The organism is Pseudonocardia sp. 2-7, from assembly GCF_056341085.1.
Map to the genome: position 1 here is coordinate 2,140,924 of NZ_CP094507.1, position 17,526 is coordinate 2,158,449.

The 17,526-nt window shown below is 73.9% G+C and carries 16 protein-coding genes; 7 read left to right on the top strand and 9 right to left on the bottom strand.

Features of this window, described 5'->3' with window-relative positions; genetic code table 11:
• Window positions 1-5: 5 nt before the first annotated feature.
• The 4 genes from MTO91_RS10590 to MTO91_RS10605 are packed head-to-tail and all read left to right on the top strand — an operon-like array spanning window position 6 to window position 3,439.
• Entirely contained in the window at window positions 6-923 is a 918-nt protein-coding gene (locus MTO91_RS10590) for an acyl-CoA thioesterase (RefSeq protein WP_178375207.1), read from the top strand.
• Window positions 920-1,630: a dienelactone hydrolase family protein gene (locus MTO91_RS10595; protein ID WP_208820781.1), complete on the top strand. Its 711-nt coding sequence runs from the start codon at window positions 920-922 to the stop codon at window positions 1,628-1,630. Before MTO91_RS10590 ends, MTO91_RS10595 begins: the two co-directional genes overlap by 4 nt.
• A gap of 19 nt (window positions 1,631-1,649) precedes the next feature.
• Window positions 1,650-2,963, top strand: a complete 1,314-nt coding sequence (locus tag MTO91_RS10600; protein WP_476654404.1) for an O-acetylhomoserine aminocarboxypropyltransferase/cysteine synthase family protein — start codon at window positions 1,650-1,652, stop codon at window positions 2,961-2,963.
• The gene (locus MTO91_RS10605; RefSeq protein ID WP_073573868.1) at window positions 2,960-3,439 is read left to right on the top strand and encodes a CoA-binding protein; all 480 of its coding nucleotides are present in this window, start codon (window positions 2,960-2,962) and stop codon (window positions 3,437-3,439) included. Before MTO91_RS10600 ends, MTO91_RS10605 begins: the two co-directional genes overlap by 4 nt.
• 18 nt (window positions 3,440-3,457) lie before the next feature.
• Here the strand turns inward: MTO91_RS10605 and MTO91_RS10610 are convergent, their stop codons facing one another.
• The gene (locus tag MTO91_RS10610; protein WP_073573867.1) at window positions 3,458-3,667 is read right to left on the bottom strand and encodes a hypothetical protein; all 210 of its coding nucleotides are present in this window, start codon (window positions 3,665-3,667) and stop codon (window positions 3,458-3,460) included.
• Between the two features lie 186 nt (window positions 3,668-3,853).
• Here MTO91_RS10610 and MTO91_RS10615 point away from each other — a divergent pair, with 186 nt between their 5' ends.
• Window positions 3,854-5,257 carry an FAD-binding oxidoreductase gene (locus tag MTO91_RS10615; RefSeq protein WP_476654405.1) on the top strand — a complete coding sequence of 468 codons (1,404 nt, stop codon included), beginning with the start codon at window positions 3,854-3,856 and terminating at the stop codon, window positions 5,255-5,257.
• A 6-nt stretch (window positions 5,258-5,263) separates the two neighbouring features.
• On the opposite strand, the gene MTO91_RS10620 is transcribed toward MTO91_RS10615, so the two are convergent.
• Window positions 5,264-5,776, bottom strand: coding sequence for a hypothetical protein (locus MTO91_RS10620; protein WP_337826283.1), 513 nt, complete (start codon window positions 5,774-5,776; stop codon window positions 5,264-5,266).
• A gap of 64 nt (window positions 5,777-5,840) precedes the next feature.
• Window positions 5,841-6,998, bottom strand: coding sequence for a DUF418 domain-containing protein (locus MTO91_RS10625; RefSeq protein ID WP_476654406.1), 1,158 nt, complete (start codon window positions 6,996-6,998; stop codon window positions 5,841-5,843).
• Window positions 6,999-7,097: 99 nt separating this feature from the next.
• Between MTO91_RS10625 and MTO91_RS10630 the strand changes: the two genes are divergently transcribed.
• Window positions 7,098-8,084, top strand: a complete 987-nt coding sequence (locus MTO91_RS10630) for a malate dehydrogenase (protein WP_405417885.1) — start codon at window positions 7,098-7,100, stop codon at window positions 8,082-8,084.
• Window positions 8,085-8,270: 186 nt separating this feature from the next.
• Here the strand turns inward: MTO91_RS10630 and MTO91_RS10635 are convergent, their stop codons facing one another.
• The 5 genes from MTO91_RS10635 to treZ form a co-directional block, all read right to left on the bottom strand.
• A complete protein-coding gene (locus MTO91_RS10635) occupies window positions 8,271-9,350 on the bottom strand; it encodes an ABC transporter ATP-binding protein (protein WP_405417883.1) in 1,080 nt (359 codons plus the stop codon).
• Between the two features lie 15 nt (window positions 9,351-9,365).
• Window positions 9,366-10,697, bottom strand: a complete 1,332-nt coding sequence (locus tag MTO91_RS10640; RefSeq protein WP_405417881.1) for an ABC transporter substrate-binding protein — start codon at window positions 10,695-10,697, stop codon at window positions 9,366-9,368.
• A gap of 46 nt (window positions 10,698-10,743) precedes the next feature.
• Window positions 10,744-11,619, bottom strand: coding sequence for a carbohydrate ABC transporter permease (locus MTO91_RS10645; protein WP_202416725.1), 876 nt, complete (start codon window positions 11,617-11,619; stop codon window positions 10,744-10,746).
• Window positions 11,616-12,578 carry a carbohydrate ABC transporter permease gene (locus MTO91_RS10650; RefSeq protein ID WP_476654407.1) on the bottom strand — a complete coding sequence of 321 codons (963 nt, stop codon included), beginning with the start codon at window positions 12,576-12,578 and terminating at the stop codon, window positions 11,616-11,618. The genes MTO91_RS10645 and MTO91_RS10650 overlap by 4 nt, the downstream gene beginning before the upstream one ends.
• A 147-nt stretch (window positions 12,579-12,725) precedes the next feature.
• Window positions 12,726-14,471 carry a malto-oligosyltrehalose trehalohydrolase gene (treZ, locus tag MTO91_RS10655; RefSeq protein ID WP_476654408.1) on the bottom strand — a complete coding sequence of 582 codons (1,746 nt, stop codon included), beginning with the start codon at window positions 14,469-14,471 and terminating at the stop codon, window positions 12,726-12,728.
• An 81-nt stretch (window positions 14,472-14,552) separates the two neighbouring features.
• On the opposite strand from treZ, the gene MTO91_RS10660 reads away from it, so the two are divergent.
• Window positions 14,553-15,065 (top strand): DUF5709 domain-containing protein, encoded by a 513-nt coding sequence (locus MTO91_RS10660; protein ID WP_405417875.1) that lies wholly within the window; start codon window positions 14,553-14,555, stop codon window positions 15,063-15,065.
• Window positions 15,066-15,157: 92 nt separating this feature from the next.
• Here the strand turns inward: MTO91_RS10660 and treY are convergent, their stop codons facing one another.
• The gene (gene treY / locus MTO91_RS10665) at window positions 15,158-17,524 is read right to left on the bottom strand and encodes a malto-oligosyltrehalose synthase (protein WP_476654409.1); all 2,367 of its coding nucleotides are present in this window, start codon (window positions 17,522-17,524) and stop codon (window positions 15,158-15,160) included.
• Window positions 17,525-17,526 lie beyond the last annotated feature (2 nt).

A 17,526-nucleotide genomic window follows, 5' to 3' on the forward strand; every position in this document is an offset into this window, starting at 1 on the left:
CGACCGTGAGTGCCGATTCCGCAACCGCGCAGACCGCCGCCGACGGTGAACCGCGCGGCCAGGCCGTCCTCGACGACCTGGTCGCGCTGCTGGACCTGGAGCGGCTGGAGGACAACCTCTTCCGCGGGGTGAGCCCGCCGGTGTCGCTGCCCCGTGTGTTCGGCGGGCAGGTCGCGGGCCAGGCGCTGGTCGCCGCGGGCCGCACGGTGGCGGCCGACCGGGGCGTCCACTCGCTGCACGCCTACTTCATCCGGCCCGGGGACCCGAGCATCCCGATCGTCTACGAGACCGAGCGGGTCCGCGACGGCCGGTCGTTCACCACCCGCCGGGTGCTCGCCATCCAGCGCGGCGAGCCGATCTTCTCGCTGTCGGCGTCGTTCCAGCTGCCGCAGAACGGCCTGGAACACTCCCAGCCGATGCCCTCGGACGTCCCCGCGCCGGACGCCGTCGACGACCTCGGCACCCGCGCCGCCCGCGGCGACGGCGGCTGGATGGCCGGGCTGCCGCGCCCGCTGGACATCCGGCTGATCGACGAGCCGTCCTGGTCGCAGGACCACCCCGGTCCGTCCGACGACCCGATGCGGCTGTGGCTGCGCGCCGACGGCGAGCTGCCCGACGACCCGCTGCTGCACGTGTGCCTGCTCACCTACGCCAGCGACCTGACCCTGCTGGGGTCGGTCGTCGCCCGCCACGACGTGCCCCGGACCGGGCTGCAGATGGCGAGCCTGGACCACGCGATGTGGTTCCACGCGCCGTTCCGGGCCGACGAGTGGCTGCTGTACTCGTGCTTCTCGCCGGCCGCGTCGGGCGGGCGCGGCCTCGCGAGCGGACGCTTCTTCACCGCCGACGGCCGCCTGGTCGCCACCACCATGCAGGAGGGACTCGTCCGGGTCCCGCGCGCCGGGAGAGACGCACGCCCATGACCGTCGAGTCCGAGATCTCGCTGCCCAGCGTCAACGGCGGCAGGCTGCCCGGCTTCCTGGCCCGCCCCGAGACCACCACCCCGGGCCCGGCGATCGTGATGATCTACGAGATCTTCGGGATGACCCCGGAGATGCGCCGGATCGCCCGCGAGCTGGCCCGCGAGGGCTACACCGTGCTCATCCCGGACCTGTTCGCCCGCGGCCGGGTGACGCCGCTGTGCATCGCCTCGACGGTGGCGACGATGGCCACCGGCCGCGGCGCCGCGCTCGGCGACTGCGAGTCCGCGCGGCGCTGGCTGGCCGACCAGCCCACCGTCGACGCCGACCGGATCGGGGTCATGGGGTTCTGCATGGGCGGCGGGTTCGCGATGCTGCTGTCCCAGAGCGGTCTGTACCGGGTCGCGGTGCCGTTCTACGGCCGCGCCGGCGTCGAGGTGGAACCGGTCTGCCCGGTCGTCGCCAGCTTCGGCGGCCGGGACGCGCAGTTCGCCGACGGCTACCCGCAGCGCCTGGAGGCCGACCTGACCGAGCGGGGGATCCCGCACGACGTCGTCGTCTACCCCGAGGCCGGGCACTCGTTCATGACGCGCACGCCGGGCGTGAAGGGCGCGGTGGCGCGCCGGACACCGCTGCACGCGGAGTACCACGAGCCGTCGGCGACGGACGCGACGGAGCGGGTACGGGCCTTCCTGCGCGACCACCTGTAGCCGGGGCAGGATGGGGGGTGTGAGCGAGCGCGATGATCAGCAGGACCGGGCCTGGGGCTTCCGCACCCGGGCCGTGCACGCGGGGACGGTGCCGGACGCCGCGACCGGTTCCCGGGCGGTGCCGATCCACCAGACGACCAGCTACGTCTTCCGCGACACCGACGACGCCGCGGCGCTGTTCGCGCTGCAGAAGTACGGGCTGATCTACTCCCGGATCGCCAACCCGACGGTGTCGGCGTTGGAGGAACGCCTGGCCAGCCTCGACGGGGGCATCGGCGCGGTGTGCACGGCCAGCGGGCAGGCCGCCGAGTTCCTCACCTTCGCCGCGCTCGCCGGGGCGGGGGACCACGCCGTCGCCGCGGCCGGGCTGTACGGCGGCACCATCACCCAGCTCGACGTGACGCTGCGCCGCTTCGGCGTCGACACGACCTTCGTGCCGGGCACCGACCCGGCCGACTACGCCGCCGCGATCCGCGACAACACCAAGTTCGTCTTCGCCGAGGTCGTGTCCAACCCGGGCGGCGAGGTCGCCGACATCGCCGGGCTCGCCGAAATCGCGCACGCGGCCGGGCTCCCGCTGATCATCGACGCGACGCTGGCGACGCCGTACCTGTGCCGACCGCTGGAGCACGGCGCGGACATCGTGATCCACTCGGTGACGAAGTTCCTCGGCGGGCACGGCACCACCCTCGGCGGCGTCGTGATCGAGTCCGGCCGCTTCGACTGGGGCAACGGCCGCTTCCCCGGTATGACCGAGCCGGTCCCGTCCTACGGCGGGCTCACCTGGTGGGGCAACTTCCAGGAGCTCGGGTTCCTCACCAAGCTGCGTGCCGAGCAGCTGCGCGACGTCGGCGCCACGCTGTCCGCGCACTCGGCGTTCCTGCTGATGCAGGGTGTCGAGACGCTGCCGCAGCGGATGGAGTCCCACGTCGCGAACGCGCAGAAGGTCGCCGAGTGGCTCGAGGCCGACCCGCGGGTGGAGTACGTGACCTATCCCGGGCTGCCGTCGCACCGCCACCACGAGCGGGCTCGCCGGTACCTGCTCGCGGGGCCGGGTGCAGTGTTCGCGTTCGGGGTGCGCGGTGGCCGGGCCGCCGGGGCGCGGTTCATCGAGTCGGTGCAGCTGTGCAGCCACCTCGCCAACGTCGGCGACGCCCGCACCCTCGTCCTGCACCCCGGGTCCACCACCCACCAGCAGCTGACCACCGAGCAGCTGGAGCACGCCGGCGTCCCCGAGGACATGATCCGGATCTCGGTCGGGCTGGAGGACCCGGACGACATCGTCTGGGACCTCGACCAGGCCCTCACCGCCTCGCAGAAGCAGACCGCGTGACCTGGGAGAACCCGCCCGCGTGGCGGCGGCAGCAGATCCTGCGCGACACCCGCACCGTCGCCGTCGTCGGGGCGAGCCCCAACCCGGCCCGGGCCAGCAACTTCGTCGCCACCTACCTGCTGGCCTCGACCGGGTTCGAGGTGTACTTCGTCAACCCGAACGCGACCACGATCCTCGGGCGCCCGGTGTACCCCTCGCTCGCGGAGCTCCCGGTGACGCCCGACCTGGTCGACGTGTTCCGGCGGCCCGAGGACCTCGGCGGCGTGCTCGACGAGGCCCTCGCCCTCGACCCGGTCCCGTCGACGTTCTGGCTGCAGTTCGGGCTGTTCGACGAGGACCTGGCCCGCCGCGCCGAGAGCGCGGGCCTGACCGTCGTCATGGACCGCTGCCTCAAGGTCGAGCACGCGCGGTTCGCCGGTGGACTGCACCTGGCCGGGTTCGACACCGGAGTGATCACCTCGCGGCGCCGGGACTGACCCGGGTGCCCCCGGCGGTCAGATCCGTTCGGGGGCCCGCCCGGCGTCGTCGACGACCTCCTCGCTCGCCGCCGGGGGACCGGCCTCGGCGCGGGCCTGCTCCGCCGCCTCGTCGGCCTCCTCCCGGGTGGCGTACTCGGTGAGGACCCCGCACCCGCAGTCGCAGCGCACCACCCACCGGTCGGCGACGTCGGCCATCATCAGCACCTGCGGGTCGTGACCGTCCACGGGGGCCTCCTTCGGTGGCGTGACGGGCATCATTGCGCGCCGCAGCGACGTGCGCCATTCGTGGCGCGGGTCCGGTCCGCCGTCGTCAACCGTGACGAAATCCGGGTCGGGACCGTGACAGCGGCTGTGACGGGGGACACGGTGGACCGCCGTCGTCCGTCGACCCGCAGATCCGGGGGAACCGCCATGACCGCCACCGTCGACCACGTCGCCCTCCTCCGCGCCCGGGTGCGGGGCCCCGTCCTCGGACCCGCCGACCCCGGCTACGACGCCGCGCGGCGGGTCTGGAACGCCGCGATCGACCAGCGACCTGCCGTCCTGGTCCGCTGCGCCGACGTGGAGGACGTCGTGACCGCCCTCGACCACGCCCGGAGGTCCGGGCTCGAGGTCGCCGTCCGCGGTGGCGCCCACAACTCCGCCGGGCACAGCGCGGGGGACGGCGCCCTGGTGATCGACCTGGGTGACCTCGACGCCGTCGTCGTCGACCCGGACGCCCGCCGGGTGCGGGTGGGCGGTGGCGCCCTGCTGAGCGGGATGGACGCCGCCACCCAGGAGCACGGGCTCGCGGTCCCGGCCGGGGAGATCGGGCACACCGGTGTCGGCGGGCTGACCCTCGGCGGTGGCATGGGCTGGCTGACCCGGCGGGCCGGGCTGACCGTCGACCACCTGGTGTCGGCGCAGGTCGTGCTCGCCGACGGCCGGGTCGTGCGGGCCGCCGCCGACGAGCACCCCGACCTGTTCTGGGCGCTGCGCGGCGGGGGCGGCAACTGCGGCATCGTCACCGAGTTCGAGTTCACGGCGGTACCGGTCGGCCCGCTCGTGTCGGTCGGGATGTTCTTCTGCGGCCTCGACGACGGGCCGGCCCTGCTGCGCGCCGCCCGCGACGCGATCGGGCGGCTGCCGTCGACGGTCGGGTTTCAGATCGTCGCCGTGAACGCACCGCCCGCCCCGTTCGTCCCGGAGGAGGTGCGCCTGCGTCCCGGATGGGCGGTGATGGTCGTCGGCACCACCGGAGCCGTCCCGGACCCGGACGCGGAGCAGGTGCACGACCTGCTCCGCGCGACGCTGCCGGACCGGCTGTTCGAGTTCTGCACCCCGATGCCCTGGACGGCGCTGCAGCAGATGTTCGACGAGCCCAACGGCTGGGGCGTGCACTGCTACGAGAAGGGCTGCTTCCTGCCGTCGCTGACCGACGCGGCCGTCGAGGACCTCGCCGCGCACGTCGCGCGGAAGGTCTCGCCGATGTCGGTCGTGCACCTGTACACCCTCGACGGCGCCTTCTCCGCCGTCGACGACGACGCGACCGCGTTCGGCGGCGGCCGCAGCCCGCGGCTCGGGCTGTTCGCGGTCGGGCTCACCACCGACCCGCAGGGCCTCGCCGCGGAGCGGGAGTGGGTCCGGGGCCTGGCCGCGGCGATGGCCCCGCACGCGCTCGGCGCCGGCGTGTACGTCAACTCGATGATGGGCGACGACGCCGGTCGGGTCCGCGCCACCTATGGCCCCAACTATGCACGGCTCGCTGCGGTCAAGGCGGTCTACGACCCGGACAACGTCTTCCACCGCAACGTCAACGTCCCGCCCGCGAGCTGATCCGGCTCACCAGCCGAGCAGGCCGACCAGGAACGCGTGGACCAGCCAGAACGGGGCGAACGCCAGGGCGACCAGCCCGCCGGGCCCCACGCCGCGCCGGGCCGGGAACACCAGTGCGACGGCGGCGAGCCCCCAGGGGACGAGCAGGGCGACGCCGCGCAGCGGCCAGGACGCGACCCCGGTGGCCAGCGCGAGCAGCAGTGCCACCGCGACCCAGCCGGCCGTCGCGGCCAGGCACCGGGGCAGCACCGCGGCCGGCCGCGGGAGCGCCGCCGGCCGGTCGGCGACCGCGGCCCGCTCGGGCTCGGTGCCCGGCGGGTACGGCGGCGCGCCGGGCAGCGGGGCGTGCGGCCCGACCTCCGCGGACCCGGACGGCAGCGGGTCCACCCCGGACCAGCCGGTCGCGCCCTGCCACGCGGGCGGCGGACCGTCCGGCCCGGAGCCCGGAACGGCGGCGCCGCCGTCCCGGCCGTCGTCCGCCCGGTCGCCGTGGGTGCCGTCGCCGCGGGTGCCGCTCATGCGGCGAGGGTAGCGAGGCGGGCCGCGGCCCCGCGGCCGTCGACGCCGGCCCGGGTGGACCGGGTCAGCGGGCCGCGGCGGGCGCGGGGCCGTAGGTCAGCCGTCGCAGCAGCACCTCCGCGGGCCCGCGCCGTCCGCGCTGCCGGGCCACCACCGCCGCGACGACGGTCAGCAGCCACACCCCGGCCCCGCAGAGCGTCGCCGCCCACAACGGCAGACCGGCCCCCAGCCCCAGCGTCCACGCCGGGAACAGGCCGACGAACACCACCGACTGCGCCAGGTACCCGCTCAGCGACCGTCGCCCGAGCGCCACCAGCGCGCCCGCGACCGGCCGGGTCGCCGACCCCCGGGCCACCACCAGCGCCGCGGCGGCCGCGTACCCGGCCCCGGCCGCGTAGCCGGTCACCGCGTGCAGCACCCCGACCACGAGCGCCACCGGCTCCGACGGCGCCCACACCCCGGCGGCGACCAGCCCCAGCGGCACGCCGCCCACGACCCCGGCCCCGATCCCCGCGACGGCGACCCGGCGCAGCGCCCGCCGGTGCCGGGCCGGGGCGTCGAGCCACCCGGCGCGGGCGACGAGGACCCCCGCGACCGCCGCGCCGAGGAGCCCGACCGCGCTGATCAGCAGGTTGCCGAACAACCACTCGCCGAACCGCTCCACCGCCGCCGACAGCACGTCCGGCGCGACCAGCGAGGGCGACGCCGACGCCGCGTCGGACCGGGTCAGCGCGACGGGGGCGTAGAGCAGCGCCAGCAGCGTCGTCGCGGCCACCCCGGTGAGCACCAGCACCGCGGTCGACCCACGGACCAGTACCGGCGCGAGGACCACCGCGATCAGCCCGTAGGCGGCGACGAAGTCCCCGTGCCACAGCAGCACCGCGTGCGCGGCTCCGACGGCGAACAGCGCCCCGCCCCGGCGACGCACCAGGGCCAGGACCTGGTCGGGCCCGGCACCGTCGCGGGCCGCACGGCGGGCGAGCCCGGCGATGCCGTAGCCGAACAGCAGCGCGAACAGCGGATAGGCCCGGCCGTCGACCAGGGTGAGCTGCGCCGCGGCGAGCCAGGCGTCGACGCCGGTCGGGTCGAGCGGGTAGGCACGCACCCCGATGCCGCGGTGGGTGACGAAGGTGTGGGCGTTCGCGACGGCGATCAGCAGCAGCGCCGCGCCGCGGGCCAGGTCCGGCGCCGGTGCACGACCGGTCACCGGGACGTCACGCATCACGCCCTACGCTACCGGCGGTGTGGTTCCCGCCACGCGTGGCGGTGGGTGTGCTCCCCGTCGCGGTACGCGGGCGCGATCAGGGCTAGGGTCCGTGGCGTGTCTGCTACCCCCGTTACCGTTACCGTCACCGGAGCCGCTGGCCAGATCGGTTACGCGCTGCTCTTCCGGATCGCCTCCGGGCAGCTGCTGGGGCCCGACACCCCGGTGAAGCTGAACCTGCTGGAGATCCCGCAGGCCGTGAAGGCCGCCGAGGGCACCGCGATGGAGCTCGACGACTGCGCCTTCCCGCTGCTGCGCGGCATCGACATCTTCGACGACGCGAACGCCGCGTTCTCCGGCACCAACGTCGCGCTGCTCGTCGGCGCCCGTCCCCGCAGCAAGGGGATGGAGCGGGGCGACCTGCTCGAGGCCAACGGCGGCATCTTCGGCCCGCAGGGCAAGGCGATCAACGCCGGTGCCGCGGACGACGTGCGCGTCCTGGTCGTCGGGAACCCGGCCAACACCAACGCCCTGATCGCCCAGGCCTCGGCGCCGGACGTGCCGGCGGACCGGTTCACCGCGATGACCCGCCTCGACCACAACCGCGCGCTGGCGCAGCTGTCGACGAAGCTCGGCGTCGGCCTCGACGAGATCAGCAAGCTCACGATCTGGGGCAACCACTCGGCCACCCAGTACCCGGACCTCTTCCACGCCGAGGTCGGCGGCAAGATCGCCGCCGAGCAGGTCGAGCGGGAGTGGCTGGAGAACGACTTCATCCCGACCGTCGCCAAGCGCGGTGCCGCGATCATCGAGGCCCGGGGCGCGTCCTCGGCCGCGTCGGCCGCGAACGCCGCCATCGACCACGTCCACGACTGGGTCAACGGCACCCCGGCCGGCGACTGGACCTCCGCCGCGATCCCGTCGGACGGCTCCTACGGCGTCCCCGAGGGCATCATCTCCTCGTTCCCGGTCACCTCCGAGAACGGCGAGTGGAAGATCGTCCAGGGCCTGGAGATCGACGAGTTCTCCCGCGGGAGGATCGACGCGAGCGTCGCGGAGCTGGTCGAGGAGCGCGACACCGTCGCCAAGCTCGGCCTCATCTGAGCCGACCGCACACGGACCGCGGCCCCGCACCCGTCACGGGTGCGGGGCCGCGGTGCGCTCACCGGTGATCGCCGATCCGCGCGGTGATCCGCGCCGCGCGCGCGTCCGGACACGCGCGCCGAGCGGATCATGACGCGGGCTGCGGATCACCACGCTGCGCGGCACGACCGGCGGCGGCAGGCCGGGTCACCCCAGGCGGGCGCCGGTGCCGCCGTCGAAAAGGTGGGTGCGGTCCGGGTCGGGGACCAGCCGCAGCCGGGTCCCGCGCTCCGGCGGGGTGCGCGCGTCGACCCGGGCGACGAGCGTCGTCCCGGCCCCGTCGTGTCCCACGTCCTCGGTGAGGGTGCCGTAGACGTAGGCGTCGGCACCCAGCTCCTCGACGACGTCGACGGTCACCTCCAGCCCGTCCCCGGCCCCGGCCGGGCGCAGGTCCTCCGGCCGGATCCCGACCGTGACCGTGCCCGACGTCGAGGCCGGCACCGCGATCTGTGCCCCACCCAGGGCGACCTGCCCGGAGCCGTCCACCGGCACCGTCACCAGGTTCATCGCCGGCGACCCCACGAACCCGGCGACGAAGGCGTTCACCGGCCGCTCGTAGAGCTCCCGCGGGGTGGCGCACTGCTGCAGCACCCCGCCCGAGAGCACCGCGACGCGGTCGCCCATCGTCATCGCCTCCACCTGATCGTGGGTGACGTAGACGGTGGTGACACCCAGGCGCCGCTGCAGCGACGCGATCTGGGTGCGGGTGGACACCCGCAGCTTCGCGTCCAGGTTGGACAGGGGCTCGTCCATGCAGAACACGGCGGGCTCGCGCACGATGGCCCGGCCCATCGCGACCCGCTGACGCTGCCCGCCCGACAGGGCACGCGGCTTGCGGTCCAGCAGCCCCTCCAGGTCGAGGATCTTGGCCGCCTCGGCGACGCGGCGGGCGATCTCGTCCTTCGGGCGGCCCGCGTTGGTCAGCGCGAAGCCCATGTTCGCGGCGACCGTCATGTGCGGGTAGAGCGCGTAGTTCTGGAACACCATCGCGATGTCGCGGTCCTTGGGCCGGACGTCGGTGACGTCGCGGTCGCCGATCCGGATGGCGCCGGCGTCGACGTCCTCCAGGCCCGCGAGCATCCGCAGCGACGTCGACTTCCCGCAGCCGGAGGGCCCGACGAGCACGAGGAACTCGCCGTCGGCGATCTCCAGGTCCAGCCCGTCGACGGCGGGGGTGTCCGACCCGGGGTAGATCCGCGTCGCCGAGTCGTAGGTGACCGTTGCCATGTCAGCGTCCCGCCATCAGATGTTGGGCTTCACGTCGGTGTCGAAGATCCGGGTCAGCGTGCCCTTGAGGGTGGTGAGCTCGCCCTGCACGTCGGCCCGCTGGTTGAGGATGTTGGCACAGGTCCGTGCGATCTCCTGGTCGGCGCCCGGGAAGAACGCGCGTGCCCGGTCCTGGGTGCGGGTCCGGTCGAGCTGGTCGATGGCGATCTTGCGCAGCGGGGTCTCGGCGAGCAGCGGGCCGGTGTCGGCCGAGGTCCGGAGCGGCAGGTAGCCGGTGGCCTGGGAGAACAGCACGGTGTTCTCCGGGCTGGTCAGGAACTTCGCGAACGCCGCCGCGGCGAGCTGGCGCTCCGGCGGGACCCCGGCCGGGATCCCGAGCCCCGCGCCGCCGGTCGGGCACACCGGCCCGGCGACCGGGCCCGCGGGCAGGAAGCCCGCGCCGACGTCGAACCGGGCCGCGTCGAGCACGGTGACCAGCGAGCCGGTGGAGCCGACCGTCGCCGAGACCGCCCCGGCCCCCAGGTCGGTGGTGCCGTCGGTGGCGGCGACGCCGGCCCAGCCCGAGGTCACCGCGTTCTGCAGGGCCGAGACCGCGCGGACCGCCTCGGGGGAGTCGCAGGTGACGTCCCACTCGTCCGACCACGCACCGCCCTCGCCCCAGAGGTTGTTCTGGAACGACCAGCCGGCGTAGTCGGCCAGGGCGGGGAGCTGGTACGCCTTCTGCGCACCGGTGCCCGCGGCCTGCAGCTTCGGCCCCCACTCGGCCATCTCGGCCCAGGTCGCGGGCGCGCGGTCGGGCAGGCCTGCCTTCTGCCAGTGCGCCTTGTTGTAGTAGAAGATCGGCGTCGAGCGGGCCCAGGGCAGCGCCCAGAGCTTGCCGTCGTAGCGGTAGTCCTCGATCAGCTGCTGCCGGTAGTCGGCGGTGTCGATGCCGGTCGCGGCGATCAGCGGGTCCATCGGCACGATGGAGCGCTGCATGTAGTAGCGGAACCACCAGACGTCGGAGAGCACGACGAGGTCGGGCAGCTGGGAGCCGCCGCCGGCCTGTGCGGTCTGGAAGCGCTGCGCGATCTCCTCGTAGTTTGCGCCCGCGGTCACCAGGTTGACCTTCGTGCCCGGGTTGGCCCGCTGGTAGGCGTCGATGATCTGCCGCGACACCTTCTCCGAGCTGCCCGGGTTGTTCGTCCACCAGGTGATCTCCTTCGCCGGCTGCACGCCGGAGTAGTCGACCTCCGGGACGTCGGCGGGCCCGCCGCCGCTGGTGGAGGGGCCACCGCAGGCGGCCAGCGCCGCGGCGGCGCCGGTGATGCCGGCGAACTTCAGGAATCCGCGACGGTCGAGATGCATGGCAGCTGGCGTCCTTTCGGGGTGGGAGGAGGAGCGGGGAGCGGTCTCAGTCCTTGACCGCACCCTGGGTCAGCCCGGCGATGATGTGGCGCTGCAGCGCGATGAAGACGATCAGGACCGGCACGATGACGGCGACCGACCCGGCCATGAGCTGGCCGTAGGCCGCGGCCCGGTTGTCCACGTTGGCCAGCAGGGTGAGCCCGACCGGCAGCGTCATCATCTCCGGCTTCGAGATGATCACGAGCGGCCAGAGGTAGTCGTTCCACTCGTAGACGATGGTGATCAGCGCGACGGTGGCGACGGTCGGCGCGGACACCGGCAGGACGACCCGGGTGAGCCGGCGCCAGTGCCCGGCGCCGTCGAGCTCCGCGGCCTCGAGCAGGCTCGGCGGCAGCGTGCGGAAGTGCTGGCGCAGCAGGAACGTGCCGAACGCCGTCCCGAGACCGGGCAGGATGATGCCCCAGTAGGTGTCCGCGCCACCGAGCGCGGTGATCAGCGTGTAGTTCGGCAGCAGCGCCACCTGCGGCGGCACCATCAGCGTCACCAGCAGCCCGGCGAAGATCCAGTTCTTGAACGGGAAGCGGACGAACACCAGCCCGTAGGCGGTGAACACGGCCAGCGCCACCTTGAGCGCGGCACCGACCGCGGTGACCAGTACCGAATTGAGGAACACCCGGCCGAACGGCAGGCGCTCGGCGACGGTGGAGTAGTTCTCCGTCGTCGGCGCGGCGGGCAGCAGCGCCGGGGTCTGGGTGATGATCTCGGTCAGCGGTTTGAACGACGACAGCGTCATCCACAGCAGCGGGAACAGCACGACGAGCACGGCGACCAGCAGCGGGACGTAGGCGCTGGTCACGACCTCGAACAGGGCCCGCGGCGACAGCGCGCGGGACGACCGGGGCTCCGGAGCGGTGGTGGTCATGCGTAGTGCACCCGCCGTTCCATCCACCGCAGCTGGACCAGGGTGAAGACCACCAGCACCACGAACAGCACCGTCGACACCGCCGCCGAGTAGCCGGCCCGGTTGCTCGACCCGAACGCCTGCAGGTAGGCCTCGTAGATCAGCGTGGTCGTGCCCTGGCCGAGCGGGGTCATGATCCGGATCAGGTCGAAGGCCTGCAGCGAGTTCAGCGCGCTGGTCACGACCAGGAAGAACGTGACCGGTGAGAGCAGCGGCAGCACCACCCGGAAGAACGTCCGCGTCGACGACGCCCCGTCCAGCGCCGCGGCCTCCAGGAGGTCCTTCGGGATCGACTGCAGGCCCGCCAGGTAGATCACCGCGGCGTAGCCCATGTTCTTCCAGACGTAGACGATGCAGATCATCGCCAGGGACATCGACGGGTCGTTGAAGAAGTCCGGTGCGGTCCCGCCGAAGGCCCGGACGACCGCGCCGAGCACCCCGATCGACGGGTCGAACACGAACAGCCACACCAGCCCGACACCGACCCCGGACAGCACGTACGGGGAGAACACCGCGGCCCGCGCGACGCCGGTCCCCGGCACCCGCCGGTTGAGCGCCAGCGCGATCAGCAGACCCAGCACCATCGACCCGCCGACGGTCACGACGGTGAACACCAGCGTCGTCCCGACGATCTCCGCCGACGAGGGCGAGGTCAGGAACGTGACGTAGTTCCCGAGTCCCACGAACGTCGCCGACGGTGACCCGAGGGTCCAGTTCAGCAGCGAGTACCGGACGTTCTCGATGACCGGGCGGTAGGCGAAGGCGACGATCAGCGCGGCGTTGGGCAGCACCAGGGCGAGGAACACCCAGAAGTCGTGCCGGTCCCGGGCGGTGAAGCGTCGCCGTCGCCGCGGCGGGGGGTGCGAGGCCGTACCCGGCGCCGTCGGCGTCGAGGCGGACCGGGTGGGGGTGGACGTCACGTGACCTCACGTCTGTCGCAGGGGCGAACGCGGGATCGCACCGTCGCGACCTCGCAGACCCTCGCAGTCTCGTGTGGCCCGGCGGTGTCACGTGTCCGGCGAACAGGTGAACGAGGGCACTCGGACGGGTGACGCGAGAGGCTCTCGCTACTCCGCCACGCGGCAGATGGCGAATGCCTCCGCCGGAACGGTGAACGAGGAGCCGTCACTCGTCGTCGGCTCGGACGCCAGGAGGATCCGGGTGATCTCCGACCCGAGCGACAGCGTGACCGGCTCCGGACCGAGGTTCACCACCACCCGCATCCGCCCGCGGGCGACGACGAGCGTGCGCGCCTGCTCGTGGACGTCGACGCCGATCCGGTCCAGCCACGGGTCCGACAGCTCCGGCCAGGCGCGGCGCAGCGCGATGAGCTCGCGGTGCATCCGCAGCAGCGTCGCGTGCGGCTCCTGCTCGGGCTCGGACCAGTCGAGCCGGGAGTCGGTGAAGGTGGACTCGGCGTTCGGGTCGGGCACCTCGGCGGCGTCGTCCCAGCCGTGGTCGGCGAACTCGGCGCGACGGCCGTCGCGGACGGCCTTCTGCAGGCCCGGGTCGCCGAAGCGGGAGAAGAACTGCCACGGCGTCCGCGCGCCCCATTCCTCGCCCATGAACAGCATCGGGGTGAACCCGGAGGTGAACAGCAGCGCCGCGCCGCAGGCCAGCAGGCCGGGGGACAGCGTGTGGGTGAGCCGGTCGCCGGTGGCGCGGTTGCCGATCTGGTCGTGGTTCTGCAGGTAGGTGACCAGCCGCGAGCCGGGGATGCGGGCGGTGTCGATCGGGGCGCCGTGGCTGCGCCGCCGGAACGACGACCAGGTGCCCTCGTGCAGGAACCCGCGGGTGAGCACGTGCGCGAGCCCGTCGAGGCCCGCCTCGGCGAAGTCGCCGTAGTAGCCCTGGGACTCGCCGGTGAGCACGGTGTGCAGGCAGTGGTGGACGTCGTCGGCCCACTGGGCGTCGAGGCCGTGGCCGCCGCCCTCCCGGGCGGTGATCATCCTCGGGTCGTTGAGGTCGGACTCGGCGATCAGCGACAGCGGGCGGCCGACGTGTGCCTCCAGCGCGGTCACCTCGACGGCGAGCTGCTCCAGCACGTGCTGGGCGCGGGTGTCGCGCAGCGCGTGGACGGCGTCGATGCGCAGCCCGTCGACGTGGAAGTCGCGCAGCCACATCAGCGCGTTGTCGATCATGTAGCGGCGGACCTCGTCGGAGCCCGCGGCGTCGAGGTTCAGCGACGGGCCCCAGATGTTGGAGCCGGCGAAGTACGGTCCGAACCGGTCGAGGTAGGCCCCGGACGGCCCGAGGTGGTTGTAGACGACGTCGAGGACCACGCCCAGGCCGCGCGCGTGGCAGGCGTCGACGAAGCGCTTGAAGGCGTCGGGGCCGCCGTAGTTCTCGGTGACGGCGTACCAGCCGACGCCGTCGTAGCCCCAGTTCACCGGGCCGTCGACGGCGTTGACCGGCAGCACCTCGACCAGGTCGATCCCGAGCGAGACCAGGTGGTCGAGCCGGCCGATCGCGGAGTCGAACGTGCCGCCGTCGGTGAAGGTGCCGATGTGGCACTCGTAGAGCACCGACCCGGCCAGCGCGCGGCCGGTCCAGGTGTCGTCGGTCCACCAGAACGCGTCGTGGTCGTAGACGCGGGAGCGCTGGTGCACCCCCTTCGGCTGCCAGCGGGAGCGGGGGTCGGGCAGCGGCGTGGCGTCGTCGTCGAGCAGGAACGCGTAGTCGGTCCCGTGCCCGTGGTCGGGCTGGTCCGTGTGCCACCAGCCCCCCGGGGCGGGGTCGAGCGCGATCCGCTGCTCACCCACCAGCACGCTGACGCGGTTCCTGTCGGGGGCCCACACGGCGAACTCCGTCACGGACGCCGATCCTTCCGCACCTTGCGGCGCGTGGCGCGTCCGGCGGGGGTGGGTCGGCTCACGCGTCGCTACGCTGCTGTGATGAGCGACCCCGACTCCGGTGACGACCTCGACTCCGACGCGCAGCTGCAGCCCGAGGACACCCTCGAGTACGGCGGCGTCACCGACGTGCTCGACGAGGGCTACTCACCGCCCGAGCGGCCCTGGAACGACCGCGACGACGAGACCCTCGACGAGCGCCTCGCCGACGAGGAGCCCGACACCTGGGCGTCCGAGCTCGACGCGACCGCCGACGCGGAGGACCGCGACGACGCCCGGTCGGCCGGGGTGGTCGGCGACCCGGACTCCCGCGAGGACTTCTCCGACGTCGACGACGCCACCGGCGACCTGCTCGGGGACGCCCCGGGCACCGACGGCGAGCTGCTCGCCGACGACGAGGTGGGCGACCGCCGCGCCGGTCGCCTCACGATCGACGACGCGAGCGTCGACGGCAGCGACGGCGGCGAGAAGGACCTCGTCGCGGGCGACGCCGGGATCGACGGGGCCGGTGCCTCGGCCGAGGAGGCCGCCGTGCACGTCGTCGACGAGCCCTGACCCCCGCCACGGGTGCCCCCAGGGGAACCTTCGTGGCGTAGAGCGCTACGAAGGTTCCCCTGGGGACCGCCCGGAGGGTGGGCGGTGCCGGGTCAGGCCGGGCGCACCAGCAGCGCGACCGGGTAGCGCGAGAGCAGGTCCGACAGGGCGGGTGCGGGACCGTCCACCGGGCGGTTCGCGATCATGTCGTGCCAGTCGTCGAAGCCGCCGGGCAGCGGCAGCCGGGTGTCGCCCCACCCGCCGCGGAGGGCCAGCCCCTCGGGCAGCCGGGTCGCGACGGCGACGAGCGCGCCCCCGCCGCGGGAGAACGCGACGGCGTGCTCCGCCGCGGTGCCCTGGGCGTCGACCCGGCCGTAGCCGCTGAACAGCTCCGGGCGGAACCGCCGCAGCCGCGCCGTCGCCGAGGTGACCAGCAGCTTCGCCGCACCGCCTCCGTCGACCGGTGGCTGCTCGCCGGCGTCGAGACGCTCCAGGATCGCGCGCCGCGCGTCCCAGTCGACCGGGCGCCGGTTGTCCGGGTCGACCAGCGAGTACTCGAACAGCTCGGTGCCCTGGTAGACGTCCGGCACGCCGGGGCCGGCCATCTGCAGCAGCTTCTGGGACAGCGAGTTCGACCAGCCGGGCTCGGCGATCTCCGCGACGAAGGCCTCGATCTCTGCGACGAGCTCGGTGTCGGCGAGGACCTGCTCCGGCCAGGCCGCGACCGCCTCGTCGACCTCGGAGACGGCGTCGATGTGCGAGGTCACCAGCTTGGCCTCCTTGGAGGCCTTGCCGAGGTAGCCCGCGAGCCGGTCGGCCGGGATCGGCCACGCCCCGACCAGCGACTGCCAGGCCAGCAGCTCCAGCGACCGGTCCGGCAGCGGGTGGCGCACCGACCACTCGCGGACCTTCGCCGCCCACGACGCGGGACGCTCGGCGAGTACGGCGAGCCGCGCCCGGACGTCCTCGGAGCGCTTCGTGTCGTGCGTGGACAGCGAGGTCATGGTGCGCGACCGTCCGGCCTCCCGGCGGGCGAGTCCGGCGTGGAACTCCCCGGGCGTCACCCCGAAGCGGGCCGGGTCGCCCCCGACCTCGTTCAGCGCGACGAGCCGGTTGTACCGGTAGAAGGCGGTGTCCTCGACGCCCTTCGCGGTGACCATCCCGGAGGTCTGCTGCAGTCGGGTCGCGTAGTCCGACCCGGGCTCGCGGACCAGCCCGGAGTGCAGCGCACCCAGCACCGCGGCCAGGTCGGGGCGACGGGTGCGCGCCACCGCGACCGCGGTGTCGGCGGCCGCCCGGCCCTCGGTGATCTCCGGGGTGAGGTAGGAGCGGTAGACCGGGAACCCGCACAGCAGCTCGGCGACCGCGTCGTGCAGGTCCTCGGCGGCGACGTCGGCCAGGTCGAGCCCGGTGGTGCCGGAGTCGGCGCCGGGTCCCGCGCGGAAGGCGTCGGCGATCCGGCGCACCTCCGCGACCAGGATCTCCCGGACGACGAGGTGGCGGCCGTCGTCCTCGACGGCGTGCGCGGAGCGCTTCTCCCCGGTGTGCTCGGCGGCGAACTGGGTGAGCAGCCCCGCCCCGTCCGGGTCGACGAGCACCCCGCAGACCTCGCGCAGCGCCTCGTAGCCGGTGGTGCCGTCGACCGGCCAGGAGATCGGGAGCTCCTCGCCGACCCCGAGGATCTTCTCGACGAGCAGCCACCGGCCCGGGCCGAGCTCGGCGCGCAGCCGGCGCGCGTAGCCGCCCGGGTCGGACAGGCCGTCGGGGTGGTCCACCCGCAGCCCGACGACGGTGTCGTCGGAGCGCACGATGTCGAGCACCGTGCGGTGGGCGTCGGCGAACACCGCCGGGTCCTCGACCCGGACCGCGGCGAGGTCGCTGACGTCGAAGAACCGCCGGTAGGTCAGCTCCGCGGCGCCGCGCCGCCAGGACACGAGCCGGTAGTGCTGGCGGTCGTGCACCTCCTGCGCGGTCCCCTCGCCGGTCCCGGGCGCGACCGGGAAGCGGTGCTCGTAGTAGCGCAGCTCGCCGTCGGTCACCGAGAGCTCGGTGAGCGCCTTCTCCTCGTCGGCGTCGAGCACCGGCAGCAGGATCGGCCCGGCGCCCCAGTCGACGTCGAAGTGGCCCGCCCACCGGGACGCCTCGCCGTGCGTGAGCACGTCCCACCACCACGGGTTCTCCGCGGGCTTCGCGACGCCGACGTGGTTGGGGACGATGTCGATCAGCATCGTCAGCCCGTGCTCGCGCAGCGTCGCGAGCAACGACCGCAGCCCCTGCTCACCACCGCGCTCACCCGACACCCGGGTCGGGTCGGTCACGTCGTAGCCGTGGGTGGATCCGGCCGTGGACTCCAGCAGCGGCGAGGCGTAGAGCGCCCCGATCCCCAGCCGGTCCAGGTAGCCGGTCAGCGCGGCGGCGTCGGCGAAGGTCTGGTCGGCCGACAGCTGCAGCCGGTAGGTCGATCCCGGAAGGCGGGTCACGC

Excerpts from the sequence above, each read along its gene's own strand:
- MTO91_RS10595 (WP_208820781.1), top strand. The coding sequence starts at position 920 with ATGACCGTCGAGTCCGAGATCTCGCTGCCCAGCGTCAACGGCGGCAGG.
- MTO91_RS10660 (WP_405417875.1), top strand. The coding sequence starts at position 14,553 with ATGAGCGACCCCGACTCCGGTGACGACCTCGACTCCGACGCGCAGCTG.
- MTO91_RS10615 (WP_476654405.1), top strand. The coding sequence starts at position 3,854 with ATGACCGCCACCGTCGACCACGTCGCCCTCCTCCGCGCCCGGGTGCGG.
- MTO91_RS10645 (WP_202416725.1), bottom strand. The coding sequence starts at position 11,619 with ATGACCACCACCGCTCCGGAGCCCCGGTCGTCCCGCGCGCTGTCGCCG.
- MTO91_RS10640 (WP_405417881.1), bottom strand. The coding sequence starts at position 10,697 with ATGCATCTCGACCGTCGCGGATTCCTGAAGTTCGCCGGCATCACCGGC.
- MTO91_RS10635 (WP_405417883.1), bottom strand. The coding sequence starts at position 9,350 with ATGGCAACGGTCACCTACGACTCGGCGACGCGGATCTACCCCGGGTCG.
- MTO91_RS10620 (WP_337826283.1), bottom strand. The coding sequence starts at position 5,776 with ATGAGCGGCACCCGCGGCGACGGCACCCACGGCGACCGGGCGGACGAC.
- MTO91_RS10625 (WP_476654406.1), bottom strand. The coding sequence starts at position 6,998 with ATGCGTGACGTCCCGGTGACCGGTCGTGCACCGGCGCCGGACCTGGCC.